The 16,155-nt window shown below is 61.9% G+C and carries 14 protein-coding genes and 1 tRNA gene; 6 read left to right on the top strand and 9 right to left on the bottom strand.

Translation table 11 applies throughout. The features are described from left to right. Positions 1 to 51: 51 nt before the first annotated feature. A complete protein-coding gene (gene metF / locus AB1495_RS01720) occupies positions 52 to 918 on the bottom strand; it encodes a methylenetetrahydrofolate reductase [NAD(P)H] (protein ID WP_005849299.1) in 867 nt (288 codons plus the stop codon). 96 nt (positions 919 to 1,014) lie between these two features. Between metF and AB1495_RS01715 the strand changes: the two genes are divergently transcribed. Next, a complete protein-coding gene (locus AB1495_RS01715; protein ID WP_005849298.1) occupies positions 1,015 to 1,920 on the top strand; it encodes a LysR family transcriptional regulator in 906 nt (301 codons plus the stop codon). A 12-nt stretch (positions 1,921 to 1,932) separates the two neighbouring features. Here the strand turns inward: AB1495_RS01715 and AB1495_RS01710 are convergent, their stop codons facing one another. The 3 genes from AB1495_RS01710 to AB1495_RS01700 form a co-directional block, all read right to left on the bottom strand. Continuing rightward, a complete protein-coding gene (locus AB1495_RS01710; RefSeq protein ID WP_005849296.1) occupies positions 1,933 to 2,430 on the bottom strand; it encodes an RES family NAD+ phosphorylase in 498 nt (165 codons plus the stop codon). After that, on the bottom strand, positions 2,427 to 2,933 hold the full coding sequence (locus AB1495_RS01705) for an antitoxin Xre/MbcA/ParS toxin-binding domain-containing protein (protein ID WP_037963804.1): 507 nt from the start codon (positions 2,931 to 2,933) through the stop codon (positions 2,427 to 2,429). The genes AB1495_RS01710 and AB1495_RS01705 overlap by 4 nt, the downstream gene beginning before the upstream one ends. A 128-nt stretch (positions 2,934 to 3,061) precedes the next feature. Further along, on the bottom strand, positions 3,062 to 4,102 hold the full coding sequence (locus tag AB1495_RS01700) for an NADP-dependent oxidoreductase (protein WP_074634593.1): 1,041 nt from the start codon (positions 4,100 to 4,102) through the stop codon (positions 3,062 to 3,064). A 160-nt stretch (positions 4,103 to 4,262) separates the two neighbouring features. Between AB1495_RS01700 and AB1495_RS01695 the strand changes: the two genes are divergently transcribed. Further along, positions 4,263 to 5,048 carry an inositol monophosphatase family protein gene (locus AB1495_RS01695; RefSeq protein ID WP_005849287.1) on the top strand — a complete coding sequence of 262 codons (786 nt, stop codon included), beginning with the start codon at positions 4,263 to 4,265 and terminating at the stop codon, positions 5,046 to 5,048. Positions 5,049 to 5,110: 62 nt separating this feature from the next. On the opposite strand, the gene AB1495_RS01690 is transcribed toward AB1495_RS01695, so the two are convergent. The 3 genes from AB1495_RS01690 to putA form a co-directional block, all read right to left on the bottom strand. Next, on the bottom strand, positions 5,111 to 5,482 hold the full coding sequence (locus AB1495_RS01690; RefSeq protein ID WP_074634592.1) for a GFA family protein: 372 nt from the start codon (positions 5,480 to 5,482) through the stop codon (positions 5,111 to 5,113). Then, entirely contained in the window at positions 5,479 to 6,222 is a 744-nt protein-coding gene (locus AB1495_RS01685) for a rhomboid family intramembrane serine protease (protein WP_005849284.1), read from the bottom strand. Before AB1495_RS01685 ends, AB1495_RS01690 begins: the two co-directional genes overlap by 4 nt. Positions 6,223 to 6,291: 69 nt before the next feature. Further along, a complete protein-coding gene (gene putA, locus AB1495_RS01680; protein ID WP_074634591.1) occupies positions 6,292 to 9,711 on the bottom strand; it encodes a bifunctional proline dehydrogenase/L-glutamate gamma-semialdehyde dehydrogenase PutA in 3,420 nt (1,139 codons plus the stop codon). A gap of 128 nt (positions 9,712 to 9,839) precedes the next feature. On the opposite strand from putA, the gene AB1495_RS01675 reads away from it, so the two are divergent. From AB1495_RS01675 to AB1495_RS01665, 3 genes are all read left to right on the top strand, one after another. Next, entirely contained in the window at positions 9,840 to 10,295 is a 456-nt protein-coding gene (locus AB1495_RS01675; protein WP_005849280.1) for an Lrp/AsnC family transcriptional regulator, read from the top strand. A 97-nt stretch (positions 10,296 to 10,392) separates the two neighbouring features. Further along, positions 10,393 to 10,479 (top strand) — tRNA-Leu (locus AB1495_RS01670). A 117-nt stretch (positions 10,480 to 10,596) separates the two neighbouring features. Then, complete coding sequence (locus AB1495_RS01665; RefSeq protein WP_074634590.1) at positions 10,597 to 11,832, top strand: GAF domain-containing sensor histidine kinase; 1,236 nt, start codon at positions 10,597 to 10,599, stop codon at positions 11,830 to 11,832. A 100-nt stretch (positions 11,833 to 11,932) separates the two neighbouring features. On the opposite strand, the gene metG is transcribed toward AB1495_RS01665, so the two are convergent. After that, the gene (gene metG / locus AB1495_RS01660; RefSeq protein WP_074634589.1) at positions 11,933 to 13,645 is read right to left on the bottom strand and encodes a methionine--tRNA ligase; all 1,713 of its coding nucleotides are present in this window, start codon (positions 13,643 to 13,645) and stop codon (positions 11,933 to 11,935) included. Positions 13,646 to 13,700: 55 nt separating this feature from the next. After that, positions 13,701 to 14,930: an MFS transporter gene (locus AB1495_RS01655; protein WP_005849273.1), complete on the bottom strand. Its 1,230-nt coding sequence runs from the start codon at positions 14,928 to 14,930 to the stop codon at positions 13,701 to 13,703. 166 nt (positions 14,931 to 15,096) lie between these two features. On the opposite strand from AB1495_RS01655, the gene AB1495_RS01650 reads away from it, so the two are divergent. Further along, a complete protein-coding gene (locus AB1495_RS01650; RefSeq protein ID WP_074634588.1) occupies positions 15,097 to 16,137 on the top strand; it encodes an aldo/keto reductase in 1,041 nt (346 codons plus the stop codon). Positions 16,138 to 16,155: the final 18 nt, after the last annotated feature.

The following is a 16,155-nucleotide window of genomic DNA, read 5'->3' as shown; positions in this document are numbered from 1 at the left end:
GCCGGAGAAGACTGTTCTGTTCTTGACCCAAGGGCAAGTTGTGCGGTGGTTTTACGCCACGTCGGACAGCGATGTTTGCGCCGTCACCCCAAGGGCACGACAGACAGCGCGGGTCAGCTCGGGCCGGTTGAGCGTGTAGAAGTGCAGGTTCTCGACACCTTCCGACACCAGCTCGCTGCACATTTCGGTGCAGAGCGCGGTGGACAGCAGATCGTGGCGGTCATCGCGGATCGCGGCGGCATAGGCTTCGTCCAGTGCGGCTGGCACGCTGGCCCCGCAGCGGGTGGCAAAGTTGCGCGCCGATTTCCAGTTTGTCACCGGCATGATGCCCGGGGTGATCGTCTTGGTGATCCCCGCCGCGGCACAGGCGTCGCGGAAGCGCAGGAATGTTTCGGTCTCGAAGAAGAACTGGGTGATCGCCTCGTCCGCGCCAGCATCGAATTTGCGTTTCAGCCATTCGACGTTCTGCGCCTGATCGTGGGATTCGGGGTGCGGTTCGGGGTAGGCCCCGACGCGCAGGGTGAACTTGCCGGTCTTTGCCAGCGCCTCGATCAGCTCGACACTGTCGGCAAAGCCGTCCGCGTGGGGCGTGAAGGTCGGCGCACCGTTTTCGGGATCCCCGCGCAGGGCGACAATATCGGTCACGCCGATCTCGGCAAAGCTGTCGGCGACCTCAAGCGTTTCGGCCTTGCTGGCCCCCACGCAGGTCAGATGCGCGGCAACCGGCAGGCCAGAGGTGCGGCGCAGCACATGGGCAGAATCATGGGTCAGGTCGCGGGTAGACCCGCCTGCACCGTAGGTCACGGAAAAGAAACGTGGGGCCAGCGGTGCCAGGGCCTGCGCCGTGTCCCAAAGACGGAACGACGCGTCCACGGATTTGGGCGGGAAGACTTCGAATGAAACGGCGGGACTGGTCATTTTTACGATCCTGTTTTTAGCTTTCGTCTCTTGTCGCACAGATGCGGTTGTGAAACAAACTCATAACTTTCATTTTCAACATGAGGAACGCCTCATATGCATATCGAGTTCCGTCACCTGCGCACCATTCAGGCGATTCACGAAGCAGGCGGGCTGGCCCGCGCGGCAGAGACGATGAACATCACCCAATCAGCCCTGTCCCATCAGGTAAAGGGGTTGGAGGATCAGGCTGGCGTGGAACTGTTCGTGCGCCGGTCCAAACCGCTGAAATTGTCGCCTGCCGGGTTGCGGTTGCTTAAGTTGGCGCAGCAGGTCTTGCCGCAGCTTGAAGCAGCGCAGGCCGAATTTATGGGTCTGCGCGCGGGCAGCACAGGCCGCATGCATATCGCGATCGAATGTCACGCCTGCTTCGAATGGCTGTTCCCCGTGCTCGAACAATTCCGCAAAAGCTGGCCCGATGTGGATGTGGATATCCGTCCCGGTCTGGCCTTTGACGCCTTGCCTGCCTTGCTGCGCGAAGAGGTCGATCTGGTGGTATCTTCCGACCCCGAGGAACTGCCGGGCGTGAAATTCGTCGAGCTGTTTGATTACAAGGCGGTCTTTGTCGCCTCCAGCACGCATCCCTTGGCGCAGAAGCCCTATGTTGAAGCGGCGGATTTCAGGGGCGAGACGCTGATTACATATCCGGTGGAACGGACCCGTCTGGATGTGTTCAGCCAGCTCTTGATCCCCGCCAAGGTCGAACCGCTGGCGATCCGGCAGGTGGAGCTTACGGCGGTGATCCTGCTGCTGGTCGCGTCGAACAGGGGCGTGTCGGTGCTGCCCGATTGGGTCGTGCGCGAGGTAAAATACAGCAATGATTACGTCACCCGTCCGCTGACCGAGAACGGCATCACCCGCAGGCTTTATGCGGCGGTACGCGAGGATGATCTGGAGAAACCGTTTATGACCAAGCTCTTGGGGTTGGCAGGGGAAGAGGCGCGCAAACTGCAGCGGGCCTGATCGCTGCTGCCCTTAGCGGTGCAGCCGCGGGTCGAGCGCGAAGTCTTCCTGCACCACATCGTCGTAGTGATCGGCTGCCTTTTGGGCGTCAAAGATCAGGTTCCAGCTGTGCCGCGATACCGTTGACGGGATCAGCACAAACAGGTGATCGCGCAGCAGCGCGTCGCCAAATCCCTTTTGCCCCGCACCATGGGCACCGGGCACCAGCCAGTTCGGGTTGGGGACATCCGCGGCTTGCACCATGTGCACCGTCGTCGGGTCGATCACACGGCCCGATGTCAGCACGTGATGCGCGGTGTCCAGCGCCTTGAACCCCTTGTGCACCGCAACCTCGAGGATCGCGGTGGCAGGGTCGAGCGCGGTATAGACCGCCCGCACACCGCTGCTGTTCCAGCGTCCACCGACGCGGTAAGCCCCTTCGCCGCTGTGCCATGTGGGCGCATGCTGCCGTTGATCCAGCCGCCAAAACCGCAGCTCGCCCGTCCCAAGCGGCGGGGGCAAAGGGGTCAAGCGTAGACCCCGTACTCCATCCGGGTGAGCGCGTTTTCAACGGCTTCCGCTCCCGCTGCCGACGACAGCAGGTCAATCGGGCGGCGGTTATCAAGGCCGATGGCAGGGGCCAGCATCCATGCCTCTGCGGCGTCCTGATCGCCCAAGACATCCGTCGCCTGTGCCAGCAGCTCGGCAAAGCGCCACGCGCGGCTGCTTTGTTCGGGGGACAGACGGTCCTTGCCCTTGTCGGCTTTCTTGCGCTGAAGCGTGCGCAGGCTCATCCCGATCGCCTTGTTCAACGCATCGCCCGAGGACAACACCGACACGGTATCGACCAGATGCAGCAGCGCTTTCGAGGAAATGCCTTTGACGATCACATCATGCGCATCAAGCGAGTTGCGCACCGTCTGGTTGATCACCTTGCGCCCGCCCAGCAGATGGAACGCACGCACGGCGTCCTCTGCATCCACGTCGATCAGGGGGATTGCACTGCTGTCGGATTGAAAGGCCGTCGCACCCATAGCTGAACTCCTTTTCGTCATGTGTCGTAAAATATATGACACGTGACGCGGTGTTTTTCAAGGGGGCGGGGGGGGCTCGCATTCATGCGAAGAAGGGCAGGGGCGCGGACGCCCCCGCCGGTAGGGTGTTAGCCAACCTTGACGATGGCCTTGCCTTGGTTGCCACCGGTCAACAGGTCCATGAACGCTTGTGGCGCGTTTTCCAGACCCTCGGTAATGTCCTCTTTCACCGCAATGGTGCCGTCGGCGACCTTGGGGGCCACTTCCTTGAGGAACTTGGGGAAGTTGTTCCAGTGGTTCGAGATGATGAAGCCGTTCACGCTGAGGAAGTTCACAAGGATCGTGCGCCAGAGTTTCGGCGCGGTCAGCGCCTCTTCGGCGGCACCAGCACCCAGACCACCGGCGTTATACCACGCGATCATACCGCAGATCGGGATGCGCCCATGCGGGTTCATCATCGGGATCACGGCCTCAAGCACTTTGCCACCGACGTTTTCAAAATAGATGTCGATCCCCTTGGGGCAGGCGTCTTTCAACGCGGCGCGCAGGGATTTCGCGTCGTCATAGGCGCGGTGGTCGATGCATTCGTCAAAGCCAAAGTGGTCCTTGGCCATGGCGCATTTGTCCGCGCCGCCTGCAATGCCCACGACGCGCAACCCGTGCGACTTGGCGACCTGGCCAACCATCGAGCCGACCGGACCCGTTGCCGCCGCGACGACGAGTGTTTCACCCTCCTTCGGGCGACCATATTCCATCAAACCTTGCCAGCCGGTAAATCCGGGCATGCCCAGAACACCAAGCGACGTGGTGATCGACACCTGATCCGGATCGACCTTGCGCAGTTGGTTCGCAGGCAGCACGCCATGTGTGGCCCAGCCCAGCATCCCGAACGCATGATCGCCGGGTTTGAAGTCGGGGCTGTTGGAGGCGATGACCTCCCCGACCGAACCGCCCTCCATCGTGCCGCCGACAGGCACCGGGGCCGCATAGGATTTCGCGTCGTCCATGCGGCCACGCATATAGGGGTCAAGCGACATGTATTTCACACGGACCAGCACTTCGCCGTCGCCGGGGGTGGGCACGGGCCCTTCTTCAAGGCGGAAGTTATCGGCTGTCGGGGCCCCGTCAGGGCGCGATGCAAGCACAATTCGTTTCATCTGGTCGGACATTTTGCTTTCCTCCTTAGCAATGTTTCTGGCACGTTATATGGAAATCGAAGGCAAGCAAGGCAACCGCGCGCGCCACGTTGCGTCAGATGCCGCTGCCCCCTTGGCAAATCCGGCATGGGGGCTTATACGCACGGCCTGATCCATCAAAGGACACGGAAATATGGTTGGCAGTGCAAATCTAAACATCATGATCAAGGCGGCCCGCCGAGCGGGGCGCGGGTTGGTCAAGGATTTCCGTGAGGTCGAGAACCTTCAGGTGTCCATGAAGGGGGCCGGCGACTTTGTCAGCCGCGCCGATATTCAGGCGGAAAAGACGCTCAAGGCCGAACTGATGGGCGCACGCCCGACCTATGGCTGGCTGGCCGAAGAGGGTGGTGAGGAAGAGGGCCAAGACCCCACACGCCGCTGGATCGTCGATCCGCTGGACGGGACAACGAACTTTTTGCACGGTCTGCCCCATTGGGCGGTCTCCATCGCGCTGGAGCATAAAGGCCAGATCGTCGCGGGCGTCGTCTTTGATCCCGCCAAGGACGAGATGTTCTTTGCCGAAAAAGGCACCGGTGCCTGGATGAACGAAGGCCGTTTGCGTGTCTCGGGCCGTTCGCGGATGATTGAATCGGTTTTTGCCACCGGTCTGCCCTTTGGCGGTCGCGGAGATTTGCCGGACACCCTGCGTGATCTGGGCCGCATCTTGCCGGTCTGCGCCGGTGTGCGTCGCTGGGGCTCTGCCGCGCTGGATCTGGCCTATGTGGCCGCTGGTCGCTATGATGGCTACTGGGAGCGCCGGTTGAACAAATGGGATCTGGCAGCGGGCATGTTGATCGTGCGCGAAGCAGGCGGCATGGTCGAGCCGCTGAACCCCGAGGGCAACATCCTGGACGATGGCGAGATCGTCTGCGCGAATGAGGCATTGTTCAGCGGATTTTCAAAAATTGCACGCGGGTGATCCTGTGGCCGAGGGCGGGATGCCTTCGGCGAGGATTTAAACCATTTGGAAGCGCCCGTCGGCTATTTGTCTGACGGGTGGTTGATACCGTCGGTGTAGGGGATCGGTTCCTGCGTCCAGGGCGCGGCCCCGTCGAGACACCCCAGATTGACGCCGCATTGCGCGGGGTCGGATCGACGCTGGTGGTACATGTAGATGCCACAGATCTTGCAGAAGTAATGTTTCGCCGTATGGGTGCCCCAGGTGTAGAGCGTCAGATGCTCGGCCCCTTTGGTCACCTTGAGCGTGCTGGTGAGCGCCGTCACCGCCGGTGCCGCGCGGCGGCGGCAAAAGGAACAGGTGCAGCGTGTGGCAGAGGAGAGTCCCTCTGGTAGGGTGGCGGTCAGGGTGACGCTGCCGCAGTGACAGGTCGCGCTATGGGTGCTGGCGGTCATTTTCGTTTCACTTTCGGGATACGGCTGGCGGAGGTGGGGTAGGTCGCTTGCGGGTGCGGCGGGTGGCCGTCCGTGGCCGACCAGAAGCGCGGCCCGCCCAAGCGCAGCCACAGCGGAATGGTCAGCACCATCCCCACGATAAATCCGCCCGCGTGCGCCCAGTAGGCGACACCGCCCACGGTCGGGTCCGCCCCGACGCCACCGATAAACTGCATCCCCAGCCACAAGCCCAGCATGATCCATGCGGGGATCGGGAAGATGCGGAAGAACACGATAAAGATGATCAGGATGTCGACCTTGGCTTTGGGGTAAAGCAACAGATAGCCGCCCATCACCCCCGCAATCGCGCCCGATGCCCCGACTGTCGGGACCGGCGAATAGGGGGCAGAGATCACATGGGCCAGCGCCGACAGCAGCCCGCAGGCGAGATAGAATAGCAGATAGGCACCGTGGCCCATCTCGTCCTCTATATTGTCGCCAAAGATGTAGAGAAACAGCATGTTACCCGCGAGATGCATCCAGCCGCCATGCAGGAACATCGAGGTGAGGATGCCGGTATAGCCATCCCCCGTGGTAACGCGGCCGGGGATGAGCGCCCAGTCGAAGAAGAAGATATTGAGCGCGCGGTCGTCGCTGAACAGCCCGACATAGCTGAGGAAAACGCCGATATTCACCGCCATCAGCAGATAGGTGACATAGGGCGTGCGGCCGGACGGGTTGTGATCGCGAATGGGGAACATGGGCTGACCCTTAGCCATTGCGCGGGTGTGGTCAAGGGCGGGCGTCGGAACGCCCGCCCATGTGGCAGATCAGCCGGCAGCCCCCAGCAGCTGCGCGTTCCCGCCAGAGGCGGTGGTGTCGACGCAGACATGGCGTTCGGCGCGGACGCGGGCGGTATCTGGAAGCCCGCGCAGCAGCGGGATGATCGACCCGTCGCGTTCAGACAGGGCTTGTTCCAGTTTGCGCGCGGTCGCCTCGTCACCCCACCAGAGCACACCACCATAGGCTGGCCCATCGGTCAGCGCGGTCGCGTCGATGCTGCCCGACAGTTCTACCGCATTCCCGCCAAGGGCCGTGACCGCGCGGGCTTGCTCGGCTGCGGTGTCCTTGCCCGGCCCCATGCACAAGAGCGCCGGACGCGGCAGGGTGCTGAGCCGGTTGGATTCGCCCGTAGGCCCCGGCAGCGTGATGGTTTCAAGAAAGGCCCCACTGTGGCCGGGCAGCTTGGGCAGGTCTTTCTGCGTGCTGTCCCATGTGTCCTCCACCACCTTGAGGTCAGGCGCGCTGAAACGGGGAAGGTAGTTCGGACCGCCCGCTTTCGGACCTGTACCCGACAGGCCTTCGCCGCCGAAGGGCTGGCTGCCGACGATCGCGCCGATCTGGTTGCGGTTGACGTATATGTTGCCCGCCTCGATCCGTTCCGAGACATGCTGCACCCGGTCATCGATGCGGGTGTGCAGCCCGAAGGTCAGCCCGTAGCCTGTGGCATTGATCGCGTCGATGACCTTGTCGAGTTCGGTCGCCTTGAACGTGGCGATGTGCAGGACGGGGCCGAAAATCTCGCGCTCCAGATCCGCGATCCCGTTCACGCGGATCATTGTCGGCGCGATGAAAGTGCCGACGGTGGGGGCGGTCAGCTCGGCGATGATCCGGCCCTCGGCGCGGGCGGTCTCGATATGCTCGGCGATGCCTTTTTGCGCGGTCTCGTCGATCACGGGGCCCACGTCGGTCGAGATGTCCCAAGGGTTGCCCATGACCAGCGCGTCCATCGCGCCTTCCAGCATCTCGATCACATCTTCGGCGATGTCTTCCTGAATATAGAGACAGCGCAGGGCAGAACAGCGTTGCCCGGCAGATTGGAAGGCGCTTTCGACAACCGATTGCACGGCCTGTTCGGGCAGGGCGGTGCTGTCGACGATCATGGCGTTCAGCCCCCCCGTTTCCGCGATCAGAATTGCACCGGGGTCACAATGTTCAGCCATCGCGGACCGGATGCGCAGCGCTGTGGCGGTAGATCCGGTGAAGGCCACACCGTTGATCCGTTTGTCCGAGGTCAGCGCCGCGCCGACTTCGCCACCGCCGGGCAGCAATTGCAACGCGTGACGGGGCACGCCGGCATCATGCAGCAAGGTCACGGCAAGGAAGGCGATCAGCGGGGTCTGTTCCGCTGGCTTGGCCAGCACCGCATTGCCCGCAGCCAGTGCCGCGCTGACCTGCCCGCAGAAGATCGCCAGCGGGAAGTTCCACGGCGAGATGCAGGTGAAAATGCCAGCGGGGGGCGTGTTGGTCGCCTGCTGTGCGTAGTAGCGCAGGAAATCCACCGCCTCGCGCAGTTCTGCCACGCAGTCGGGCAGGCCTTTGCCGGCCTCGCGCGACAGCAGGGCGAAAATCTCGCCGTAGTGCGATTCCAGCATATCGGCTGCGCGCAACAGGACCTCGCGGCGTTCCTCTAGCGGGGTGTCCCAGACGGCGGCATTGTCCAACGCTTTGGCGACATCGGCCTCGGACGCGTTGCGCACGGTGCCGGGGCTGCGGCCAGAGGCAGCAGGGTTCATCAGGCGTGCCGATTTCTTGGGCTTTGCCTCGCCGTTCAACAGGGGCACGGCGGCCCAACGGTGGGCTTTCCACGGCGCGCGGGCGGATTCGATCACATCCAGCGTCGGCGTATGCATCAGATCGAACCCCATCGAGTTCACGCGCGCAGGGGCGTAAAGCTCGGGCCCGGTGGGGATGTGCAAACCGCTTTCCGCGAGGCTATCGAAGGGGTCGGCAGCGACGACCTCGGGGGCGACGTCTTCGTCGACGATCTGGTTCACAAAGCTTGAGTTCGCGCCGTTTTCCAACAGGCGTCGCACAAGATAGGCCAGCAGATCGGCATGTGCGCCCACGGGGGCGTAGACGCGACAATGGGTGCCATGCTTGTCCATCACGATGTTATGAAGGGTTTCGCCCATGCCGTGCAGACGTTGGAATTCGAACTTCTCTTTATCCTCGGCCATATGCAGTACGGCGGCGACCGTATGCGCGTTATGGGTGGCGAACTGCGGATAGATCCGGTCGGTCATGTTCAGCAGTTTGCGCGCGTTGGCGATATAGGACACATCGGTCGCAGCTTTTTGGGTGAAGACGGGGAAACCTTCGACACCTTTGACCTGTGCGCGTTTGATCTCGGTGTCCCAGTAGGCACCTTTCACCAAGCGGACCATCAGTTTGCGGTCGTGGCGGATCGCCATGTCATACAGCGCATCGATGACCACACCGGCGCGGGGGCCATAGGCCTGCACCACGATGCCGAAACCGTCCCAACCCGACAGCGCAGGTTCAGAGAGCACTTTTTCGATCACATCCAGCGAAAGGCCCAGACGGTCGGCTTCCTCGGCGTCGACGTTCAGCCCCATGCCGGCGGATTTCGCCAGCAAGGCAAGCGCCCGCAGACGCGGCACCAGATCACGCATGACGGATGCTTCTTGCGCTACCTCATAGCGCGGATGCAGGGCCGACAGTTTGACCGAGATGCCGGGGTTCTTGCGGCTGTCCTTGTGCACGCAGGCCGTCGCGATGGCAGAGATCGCGCGACTGTAGCTCAGGTGATAGCGTTTGGCATCGCTTTCGGTGCGCGCGGCTTCGCCCAACATGTCATAGCTATAGGTATAGCCCTTCTTCTCCATGCCCTTGGCGCGTTCCATCGCGGCGTTGATGTTCTCGCCCAGAACAAACTGGCGGCCCATTTCCTTCATCGCGCGGCTGACGGCGGTGCGGATCACCGGTTCGCCCAGACGTTTGATGGCTGCGCGCAGGTGGCGCACGGGGCCGGGTTGGTCATCGTCCAGCACGCGGCCGGTCAGCATCAGGGCCCATGTGGACGCGTTCACCAGCGGCGAGGTGGAGTGCCCCATATGCCGGCCCCAGTCAGAGGGCGCGATCTTGTCCTCGATCAAGGCGTCGATGGTCTCGGCGTCGGGCACACGCAGCAGCGCTTCGGCAAGGCACATCAGCGCGACACCTTCGTCGGTGGACAGACCGTATTCGGCCAGAAACACTTCCATGATACCGGGGGAGGTATGGCCGCGGATATCGCGCACGATCTGTGCCGCGTCTTGCGTGATCTTGACCCGTTCCTCTGGCGACAGATGCGCATTGCGCACCAGTTCACGCAAGACGTTGTCCTGGTCGGTGTAGGTGCCTGCGTCAATCTGGTGGCGAAAAGTAGGGGAAGAATCGCGTGCCATGAGGTACTCCAACTGATAATTGCGCTAGAATAGCTCGGGAATAGTAGTATTAGTTCCTGATTCCGGCCAGTTTGGTGGGTAAACCGCTTTATTATTGGGCCTCTTGCGTGACAAACGACGACTTTAAAATGGACCGCTTCGATGCGGCGATTCTGACGGTACTGGCCGAAGACGGGCGCATCAGCATCACTGACCTCGCCAAACGGATCGGGCTGTCCAAATCCCCCACCCAAGCGCGGCTAAGACGGCTTGAGGATAGCGGCGTCATTCTGGGGTATCGCGCCCTGCTGGACCCGATCCGTCTGGGGCTGGATCACGTGGCTTTCGTAGAGGTCCGTTTGGAAGACACCCGCGAGGTCGCCCTGCGCGCCTTTAACGAGGCCGTGTCCCGTGTGCCTGAAATCGAACAGGCCCATATGATCGCAGGGAACTTTGATTACCTGCTTAAGGTGCGCACCCGTGACATGGCCGCCTACCGTCGTTTTCTGGGCGAAACGGTGACCACGCTGCCCTATGTCGCCAACACCTCTACCTATGTGGCGATGGAAGCGGTCAAGGAAATCATGCTCGCGGACATGGCGTAAGCCGCGAAGGCGCGCGGGGCCAATCGTGATTTTGATGCCGACTGCCCTGCATCTGACCATTTACACCGCCCGCAACCTAGCTATTGTGCGCGGCACTGCGGGCGTGATGGAATGGTAGACATACCAGACTTAAAATCTGTTGGGCCTTGTGCCCGTGTGGGTTCGAGTCCCACCGCCCGCACCACTCATCCCACCACTTAAATCCCGCATCGGAAAAGCGTGACAGGCCGGTTATCATGGCATTGTCGTTGCTCTTGGCTGTGCATATGGTAGCGGATGCGAAACAAATGGGGGATATCGGGTGGACGACGAAACAAATATGCGCGCGATCATTCAGGATCATGAGGCCTATCTGGCCGGTGCGCATGATTTCCAGTCAGATATCGAAATGCTCGCGGCAAGCGAAACTGTGGGGACGTTGCTGGAAACGGTAATGCTGGCGACGGATATGCGCTTTGCTGCTGTGGCGCGGGTGACGACCGATCGCTGGGTTGCCTGTCGCACGGTGGACGAGGTGAACTTTGGCTTGTCCGAAGGCGACGAGATCGGGATCGACCAGACCTTCTGCCAGTCGGTGCGCGAGACCTCCGAGAAGGTGATGTTCAACGATGTCGCCACGGATGACGTCTATCGCAACCATCCGATTGCCGCGCAATTCGGCATCGTCAGCTATGCCTCCATCCCGATCTTCCGGAGCAACGGGTCGTTCTTTGGCACCCTCTGCGCCATCGATACCGAACCGCGCGACGTCAAACATCCCCGCGTTGTGGCCATGCTCGAGATGTTTGCCGATATCATCGGGCGCAGTCTGGAGACCGAAGAGCGGCTTGAGGCGCAGGAGCGATTGGTAGAGCACGAACGCCAGATGGCCGCCGTGCAAGAGGAGTTCGTCGCCGTCTTGGGCCATGACCTGCGCAATTCGGTCGCGGCGCTGAACGCAGGTGTGCGCCAGCTCGACAAGGAGCCGCTGTCAGACAAGGCGCGGAAAATTCTGCCGCTGATGGGGAGTTCTATCCACCGGATGAGCGAGCTTATCGACAATATCATGCTGCACGCAAAATCGCGGTTGGGCGGCGGTATCCGCATCTCGGCCACGCCGGACGCGGGGCTGGAGGATGCGTTGAACCACGTGGTCGAAGAGGTGCGCGCCTCAGCACCCGATCACAAGATCACCGTCGATCTGGACTTTGACCGCCCCGTCAGCTGCGATGCCGCGCGCGTGGCGCAGGCGGTGTCGAATCTGCTATCGAACGCCGTGCGCTATGCCGATGACGGCAGCGAGGTCGCAGTGCACGGGCGCGTCAGCGAGGCGGAGGCCGTGATTTCCGTTGCCAACCGCGGCACGCCGATCCCCGAGAGCCTGAAGCAAAAGCTGTTTCAACCCTACCAACGTGGCGACCAGACCAAGGGCGAGGGGCTGGGGCTTGGCCTGCATATCGCATCTTCCATCGCGGTGGCGCATAGCGGTCAGATCGATGTGACCTGCGATGACGGTCTTACCACATTTGCGTTCCGTTTGCCGTTGCTGGCGGCCTGAACGCCGTTCAGGGTTCTCTGGTGGGGCTAAATCAAAGGCCAGCGCGATGCGCTGGCCTTTGATCGTTTTCGGTCTGGTCAGACGGTGGAGCATTGGCAGATCAGCTGCGCACGCCTGCGAATTTTTCGGCCCATTCGTCGCGCTGGTCGTCGGTGATTTTCGCGAATAGCACCTCTGGCACCTCGAAAGCATGACCGGGGGCCAGTTGGGCCAAGGCGGCGGGCACATCATCCGGCCATGCGGCGTTTTCCACCTTCATACTGTCAAGCATGCTGGCGGCGGCCGTCGGGATGAACGGCGCAGACAAGACCGCGTAAAGCGGGATCAGGTTCAGCGCCAAACGCACCTGCGCCGCGGCTTTGTCGGGGTCTGTCTTGAAGGTGGTCCAAGGGGCCTGTGCTTGCAGGTATTCGTTCCCCGCAGCCCAGATCGCCCGCAGTTCGGCGGCGGATTTGCGGACCTCCATCGCCTCCATCGCGGTTTGATAGCGGGCTACCCGCTCGGTTAGATCCGCGATCAGCGCGTGTTCTTCAGGCCCGTATTCGCCCGCCGCTGGCACGTCTTCGCTGAATTTCGAGCGGCAGAATTTGGTGATGCGGCTGATAAAGTTGCCCAAGACATCTGCCAGATCCTTGTTCACGGAGGACTGGAAATTCTCCCACGTGAACTCCGCATCCGAGGTTTCAGGCGCATGGGACAGTAGCCACCAGCGCCAGTAGTCCGCTGGCAGGATTTCCAGCGCCTGATCCATGAACACCCCACGCCCGCGCGAGGTCGAGAACTGGCCGCCGTCATAGTTGAGGTAGTTGAACGATTTGATGTAGTCGACCAACTTCCACGGCTCTTGCGAGCCCATGATCGTTGCAGGGAAGCTGAGCGTGTGGAAGGGGACGTTGTCCTTGCCCATGAACTGGGTATAGCGCACGTCGTCGGCGCCTTTGTCGGTGCGCCACCAGCTTTCCCAATCCGACCCCTTGCCCGCATCGACCCATTCCTGCGCGCAGGCGATGTATTCGATAGGCGCGTCGAACCAGACATAAAAGACCTTGCCCTCCATCCCCGGCCAATCGGCGTCGCCGCGTTTGACAGGCACACCCCAGTCCAGATCGCGCGTGATACCACGGTCCTGCAGCCCGTCACCGTCATGCAGCCATTTCTTTGCAATGGAGGTGGTCAGCACGGGCCAGTCGGCCTTGCTGTTGATCCATTCGTCCAGCTTGTCCTTCATCTGCGATTGACGCAGGAACAGATGCTTGGTCGCGCGCATCTCGAGGTCGGTGGCACCGGAAACGGTTGATCGCGGGTTGATCAGGTCTTCGGGGTCTAGCTGTTTGGTGCAATTGTCACATTGGTCGCCGCGGGCATCCTCGAACCCGCAGTTGGGGCAGGTGCCTTCGACATAGCGGTCGGGCAGGAACCGCCCGTCGGTCTCGGAGTAGATCTGGCGCTGTTCCACTTCCTCAATCAGGCCCTGATCATAAAGCGCTGCGGCAAAATGTTGGGTCAGCGCCTTGTTCTGCGCACTGGAGGATCGGCCAAAGTGATCGAAGGACAGGCCGAACCCTTCCGCGATGCGGGCCTGAACCTCGTGCATCTCGGCGCAGTATTCCGCCACCGGTTTACCTGCTTTGGCAGCAGCCAGTTCAGCGGGCGTGCCATGTTCATCCGTCGCGCAGAGAAACAACACCTCGTGGCCGCGCCCGCGCTGATAGCGGGCGTATAGATCGGCGGGCAGCTGGCTGCCCACAAGGTTGCCCAGATGTTTGATCCCGTTGATGTACGGAATGGCGGAGGTGATAAGGTGGCGCGTCATGACTTGGACCCCGAAACTGCTTTTGCACGTCTCTAGCGCAGCGGCGGGGCAAGGGCTAGGGGGCGTCGCGTTCGCGGCTGCGACGCATCAGGCGGCCGATGGTAAAGGATGTGCGCGGCGCATAGACATAGGGGGTGCGTTTTGTAGCCGTAGGGCGGGCGCGCATCCGCGTCAGCCCAAAAAGCACCAGCACCCCGTGCCCGACCGAGATCATGGTAAACAGCGCCGCGGGGCCAAAGCCTTCGATCAGCACCGAGGCGATGTAGGGCGCAAAGATCGCCCCGACCGCGAACCAGAACATCAGCGCCGCCGAAAGCTCTACCCGTTCCGAGCTGCTGGCAAAGTCATGGGCGTGGGACGCCGCGACGGAATAGATCGGAAAGGTCGTGAGGCCAAAAAAGGTCGCGGCAAGGAAGATCGCCTGCGTGCCCATGCCCGCCGACATCACGGTGACCGCGCAGCTAAGCATTGATGCAGCCGACAGCCAGATCAGCACCCAGCGGCGGTCGAATTTATCGGCCAGCCAGCCGACGGGGAACTGCGCCAAAGCGCCCCCCAGCACGAAAGCCGACAGGAACCACGCGATCTGACCGGCGGTCAGCCCGACCTCTTGCCCATAGATCGGCCCGACCATCCGGAAGGACGCGCTGGACAGGGCTGCGACAACGACGGCGGCGACGGCCAGCGGGGATCGATCAATCGCGAGCTTGGGGCGCAGCCGCCCTTTTTCGGGGGTTTCGGGTTGGGGCAGGCGGGTCAGCACCAGCGGGATCAGCGCGGCACAGCACAGGATCGCCAACAGGTTGTAGGACACGTAGGACGCGGGCGCGAGCACGCCGATGATCATCTGCGCTGCCAGTGACCCGCTGGTATCAACCACACGGTAGGCCCCCATGGTGCGGCCCCGCGTCTCGTTTGTGACCTTGGCCTGCAACCATGCTTCGACCACCGTATAGCATCCGGCGACGCAGAACCCGGACGCGACCCGCATGAGCGCCCAGGCATAGGGGTCCAGCACCATCATATGCGACAGCAGCCCAATCGCGCCCGCAGCGGTAAAGGCGGCGAAGGCGCGGCTGTGCCCGACGGTGCCCAAAAGGCGCGGCGCGCCCCAGCAGCCCAGAAAAAAGCCGACGAAATGCGCCGAGCCCAAAAGACCAATCTGCTGGTTTGTGAACCCCAGTTGCGTGCCCGACAACACGTCCAACGGCCCCACACCGCCTGACGACAGTTGCAGCAGAATGACGGAAAGAAACAGGGCGGCGAAGGAAATGAGAAGGCGCATATCGTGGTACTCTGTGCCCATTTTCGGGCAAGACCAATGGCCAAAGCGACAGTCACGCGAAAATTTTCACCCTTCGGCTTTTGCACGGCGTGGCTGCCCGGAAAATGCGCTTGCGGTGACGTGGCGGAACAGAAAGGGTAGGCGCAAATCTAAACGAGGAATTCCAATGCAAAAGAACACGCTGGGTCACACAGGTATCGAAGTGACTGATTTCTGTCTGGGCTCAATGACTTGGGGCACGCAAAACACCCCCGAGGAAGGCCATGCGCAGATTGAACGCGCCCTTGATGCGGGGATCAACTTTATCGACACCGCCGAGATGTATCCGGTTAACCCGATCAAGGCGGAAACCATTGGCCGCACTGAAGAGATCATCGGTCAGTGGATCGCCAAGACCGGACGGCGCGACGACTTTGTGCTGGCGACGAAGCACTCAGGCGCGGGGGCTCCGGTGCGTGACGGCGCGGGGATTTCGCCCGATACGATCCGCAGCACGCTTGAAGGATCGCTGAAGCGGCTCAACACCGATTATGTGGACCTCTACCAGTTCCATTGGCCCAATCGCGGCAGCTACATGTTCCGCAAGAACTGGGAGTATGACCCCTCGTCGCAGAACCGTGCCGAGACGATGGCGCATATGGAAGACTGCCTTGGCGCGCTGCAAGACGAGGTGACCCGCGGCACCATCCGCGCCTTCGGGTTGAGCAACGAAAGCGCTTGGGGGCTGACCCAATGGGTGAATGCCGCCGAACGCACGGGCGGCCCGCGTGCCGTTTCGGTCCAGAACGAATATTCGCTGCTGGCGCGCATCGCCGATACCGACGTGGCCGAAACATGCCACAACGAAGATATCGGGATGCTGTCGTATTCTCCGCTTGCGGCGGGGCTGCTGACCGGCAAATACCAGAATGGCGCGCTACCCGAAGGGTCGCGCATGGCGATCAATGGGGATCTGGGCGGGCGCAAAACGGATCGCGTGTTCGATGCGGTGGACGCCTATTTGCAGATCGCGCAGAAACACGGGCTGGATCCGGTGCAGATGTCCTTGGCCTTCACGCGCCAGCGGCCCTTCATGACCTCGGTGATCTTTGGCGCGACCTCGCTTGACCAGCTCGAGGTGATCCTCGGCGGGATCGACCTGCATCTGGATGACGAGGTGATGGCCGATCTGGATGCCGCGCATAAAGCGCATCCGATGCCGTTCTGACCCTTTACACGCCACGCC

The sequence above is a fragment of the Sulfitobacter pontiacus genome (genome assembly GCF_040790665.1).
GTDB lineage: Bacteria > Pseudomonadota > Alphaproteobacteria > Rhodobacterales > Rhodobacteraceae > Sulfitobacter > Sulfitobacter pontiacus.
Note: the sequence above shows the minus strand (reverse complement) of the source record. Positions and strands in the feature narration are given on the sequence as shown.

Excerpts from the sequence above, each read along its gene's own strand:
- AB1495_RS01700 (WP_074634593.1), bottom strand. The coding sequence starts at position 4,102 with ATGTCCGACCAGATGAAACGAATTGTGCTTGCATCGCGCCCTGACGGG.
- metF (WP_005849299.1), bottom strand. The coding sequence starts at position 918 with ATGACCAGTCCCGCCGTTTCATTCGAAGTCTTCCCGCCCAAATCCGTG.
- AB1495_RS01690 (WP_074634592.1), bottom strand. The coding sequence starts at position 5,482 with ATGACCGCCAGCACCCATAGCGCGACCTGTCACTGCGGCAGCGTCACC.
- AB1495_RS01650 (WP_074634588.1), top strand. The coding sequence starts at position 15,097 with ATGCAAAAGAACACGCTGGGTCACACAGGTATCGAAGTGACTGATTTC.
- AB1495_RS01695 (WP_005849287.1), top strand. The coding sequence starts at position 4,263 with ATGGTTGGCAGTGCAAATCTAAACATCATGATCAAGGCGGCCCGCCGA.
- AB1495_RS01675 (WP_005849280.1), top strand. The coding sequence starts at position 9,840 with ATGGACCGCTTCGATGCGGCGATTCTGACGGTACTGGCCGAAGACGGG.
- AB1495_RS01685 (WP_005849284.1), bottom strand. The coding sequence starts at position 6,222 with ATGTTCCCCATTCGCGATCACAACCCGTCCGGCCGCACGCCCTATGTC.
- metG (WP_074634589.1), bottom strand. The coding sequence starts at position 13,645 with ATGACGCGCCACCTTATCACCTCCGCCATTCCGTACATCAACGGGATC.
- AB1495_RS01715 (WP_005849298.1), top strand. The coding sequence starts at position 1,015 with ATGCATATCGAGTTCCGTCACCTGCGCACCATTCAGGCGATTCACGAA.
- AB1495_RS01655 (WP_005849273.1), bottom strand. The coding sequence starts at position 14,930 with ATGCGCCTTCTCATTTCCTTCGCCGCCCTGTTTCTTTCCGTCATTCTG.
- AB1495_RS01705 (WP_037963804.1), bottom strand. The coding sequence starts at position 2,933 with ATGGGTGCGACGGCCTTTCAATCCGACAGCAGTGCAATCCCCCTGATC.
- putA (WP_074634591.1), bottom strand. The coding sequence starts at position 9,711 with ATGGCACGCGATTCTTCCCCTACTTTTCGCCACCAGATTGACGCAGGC.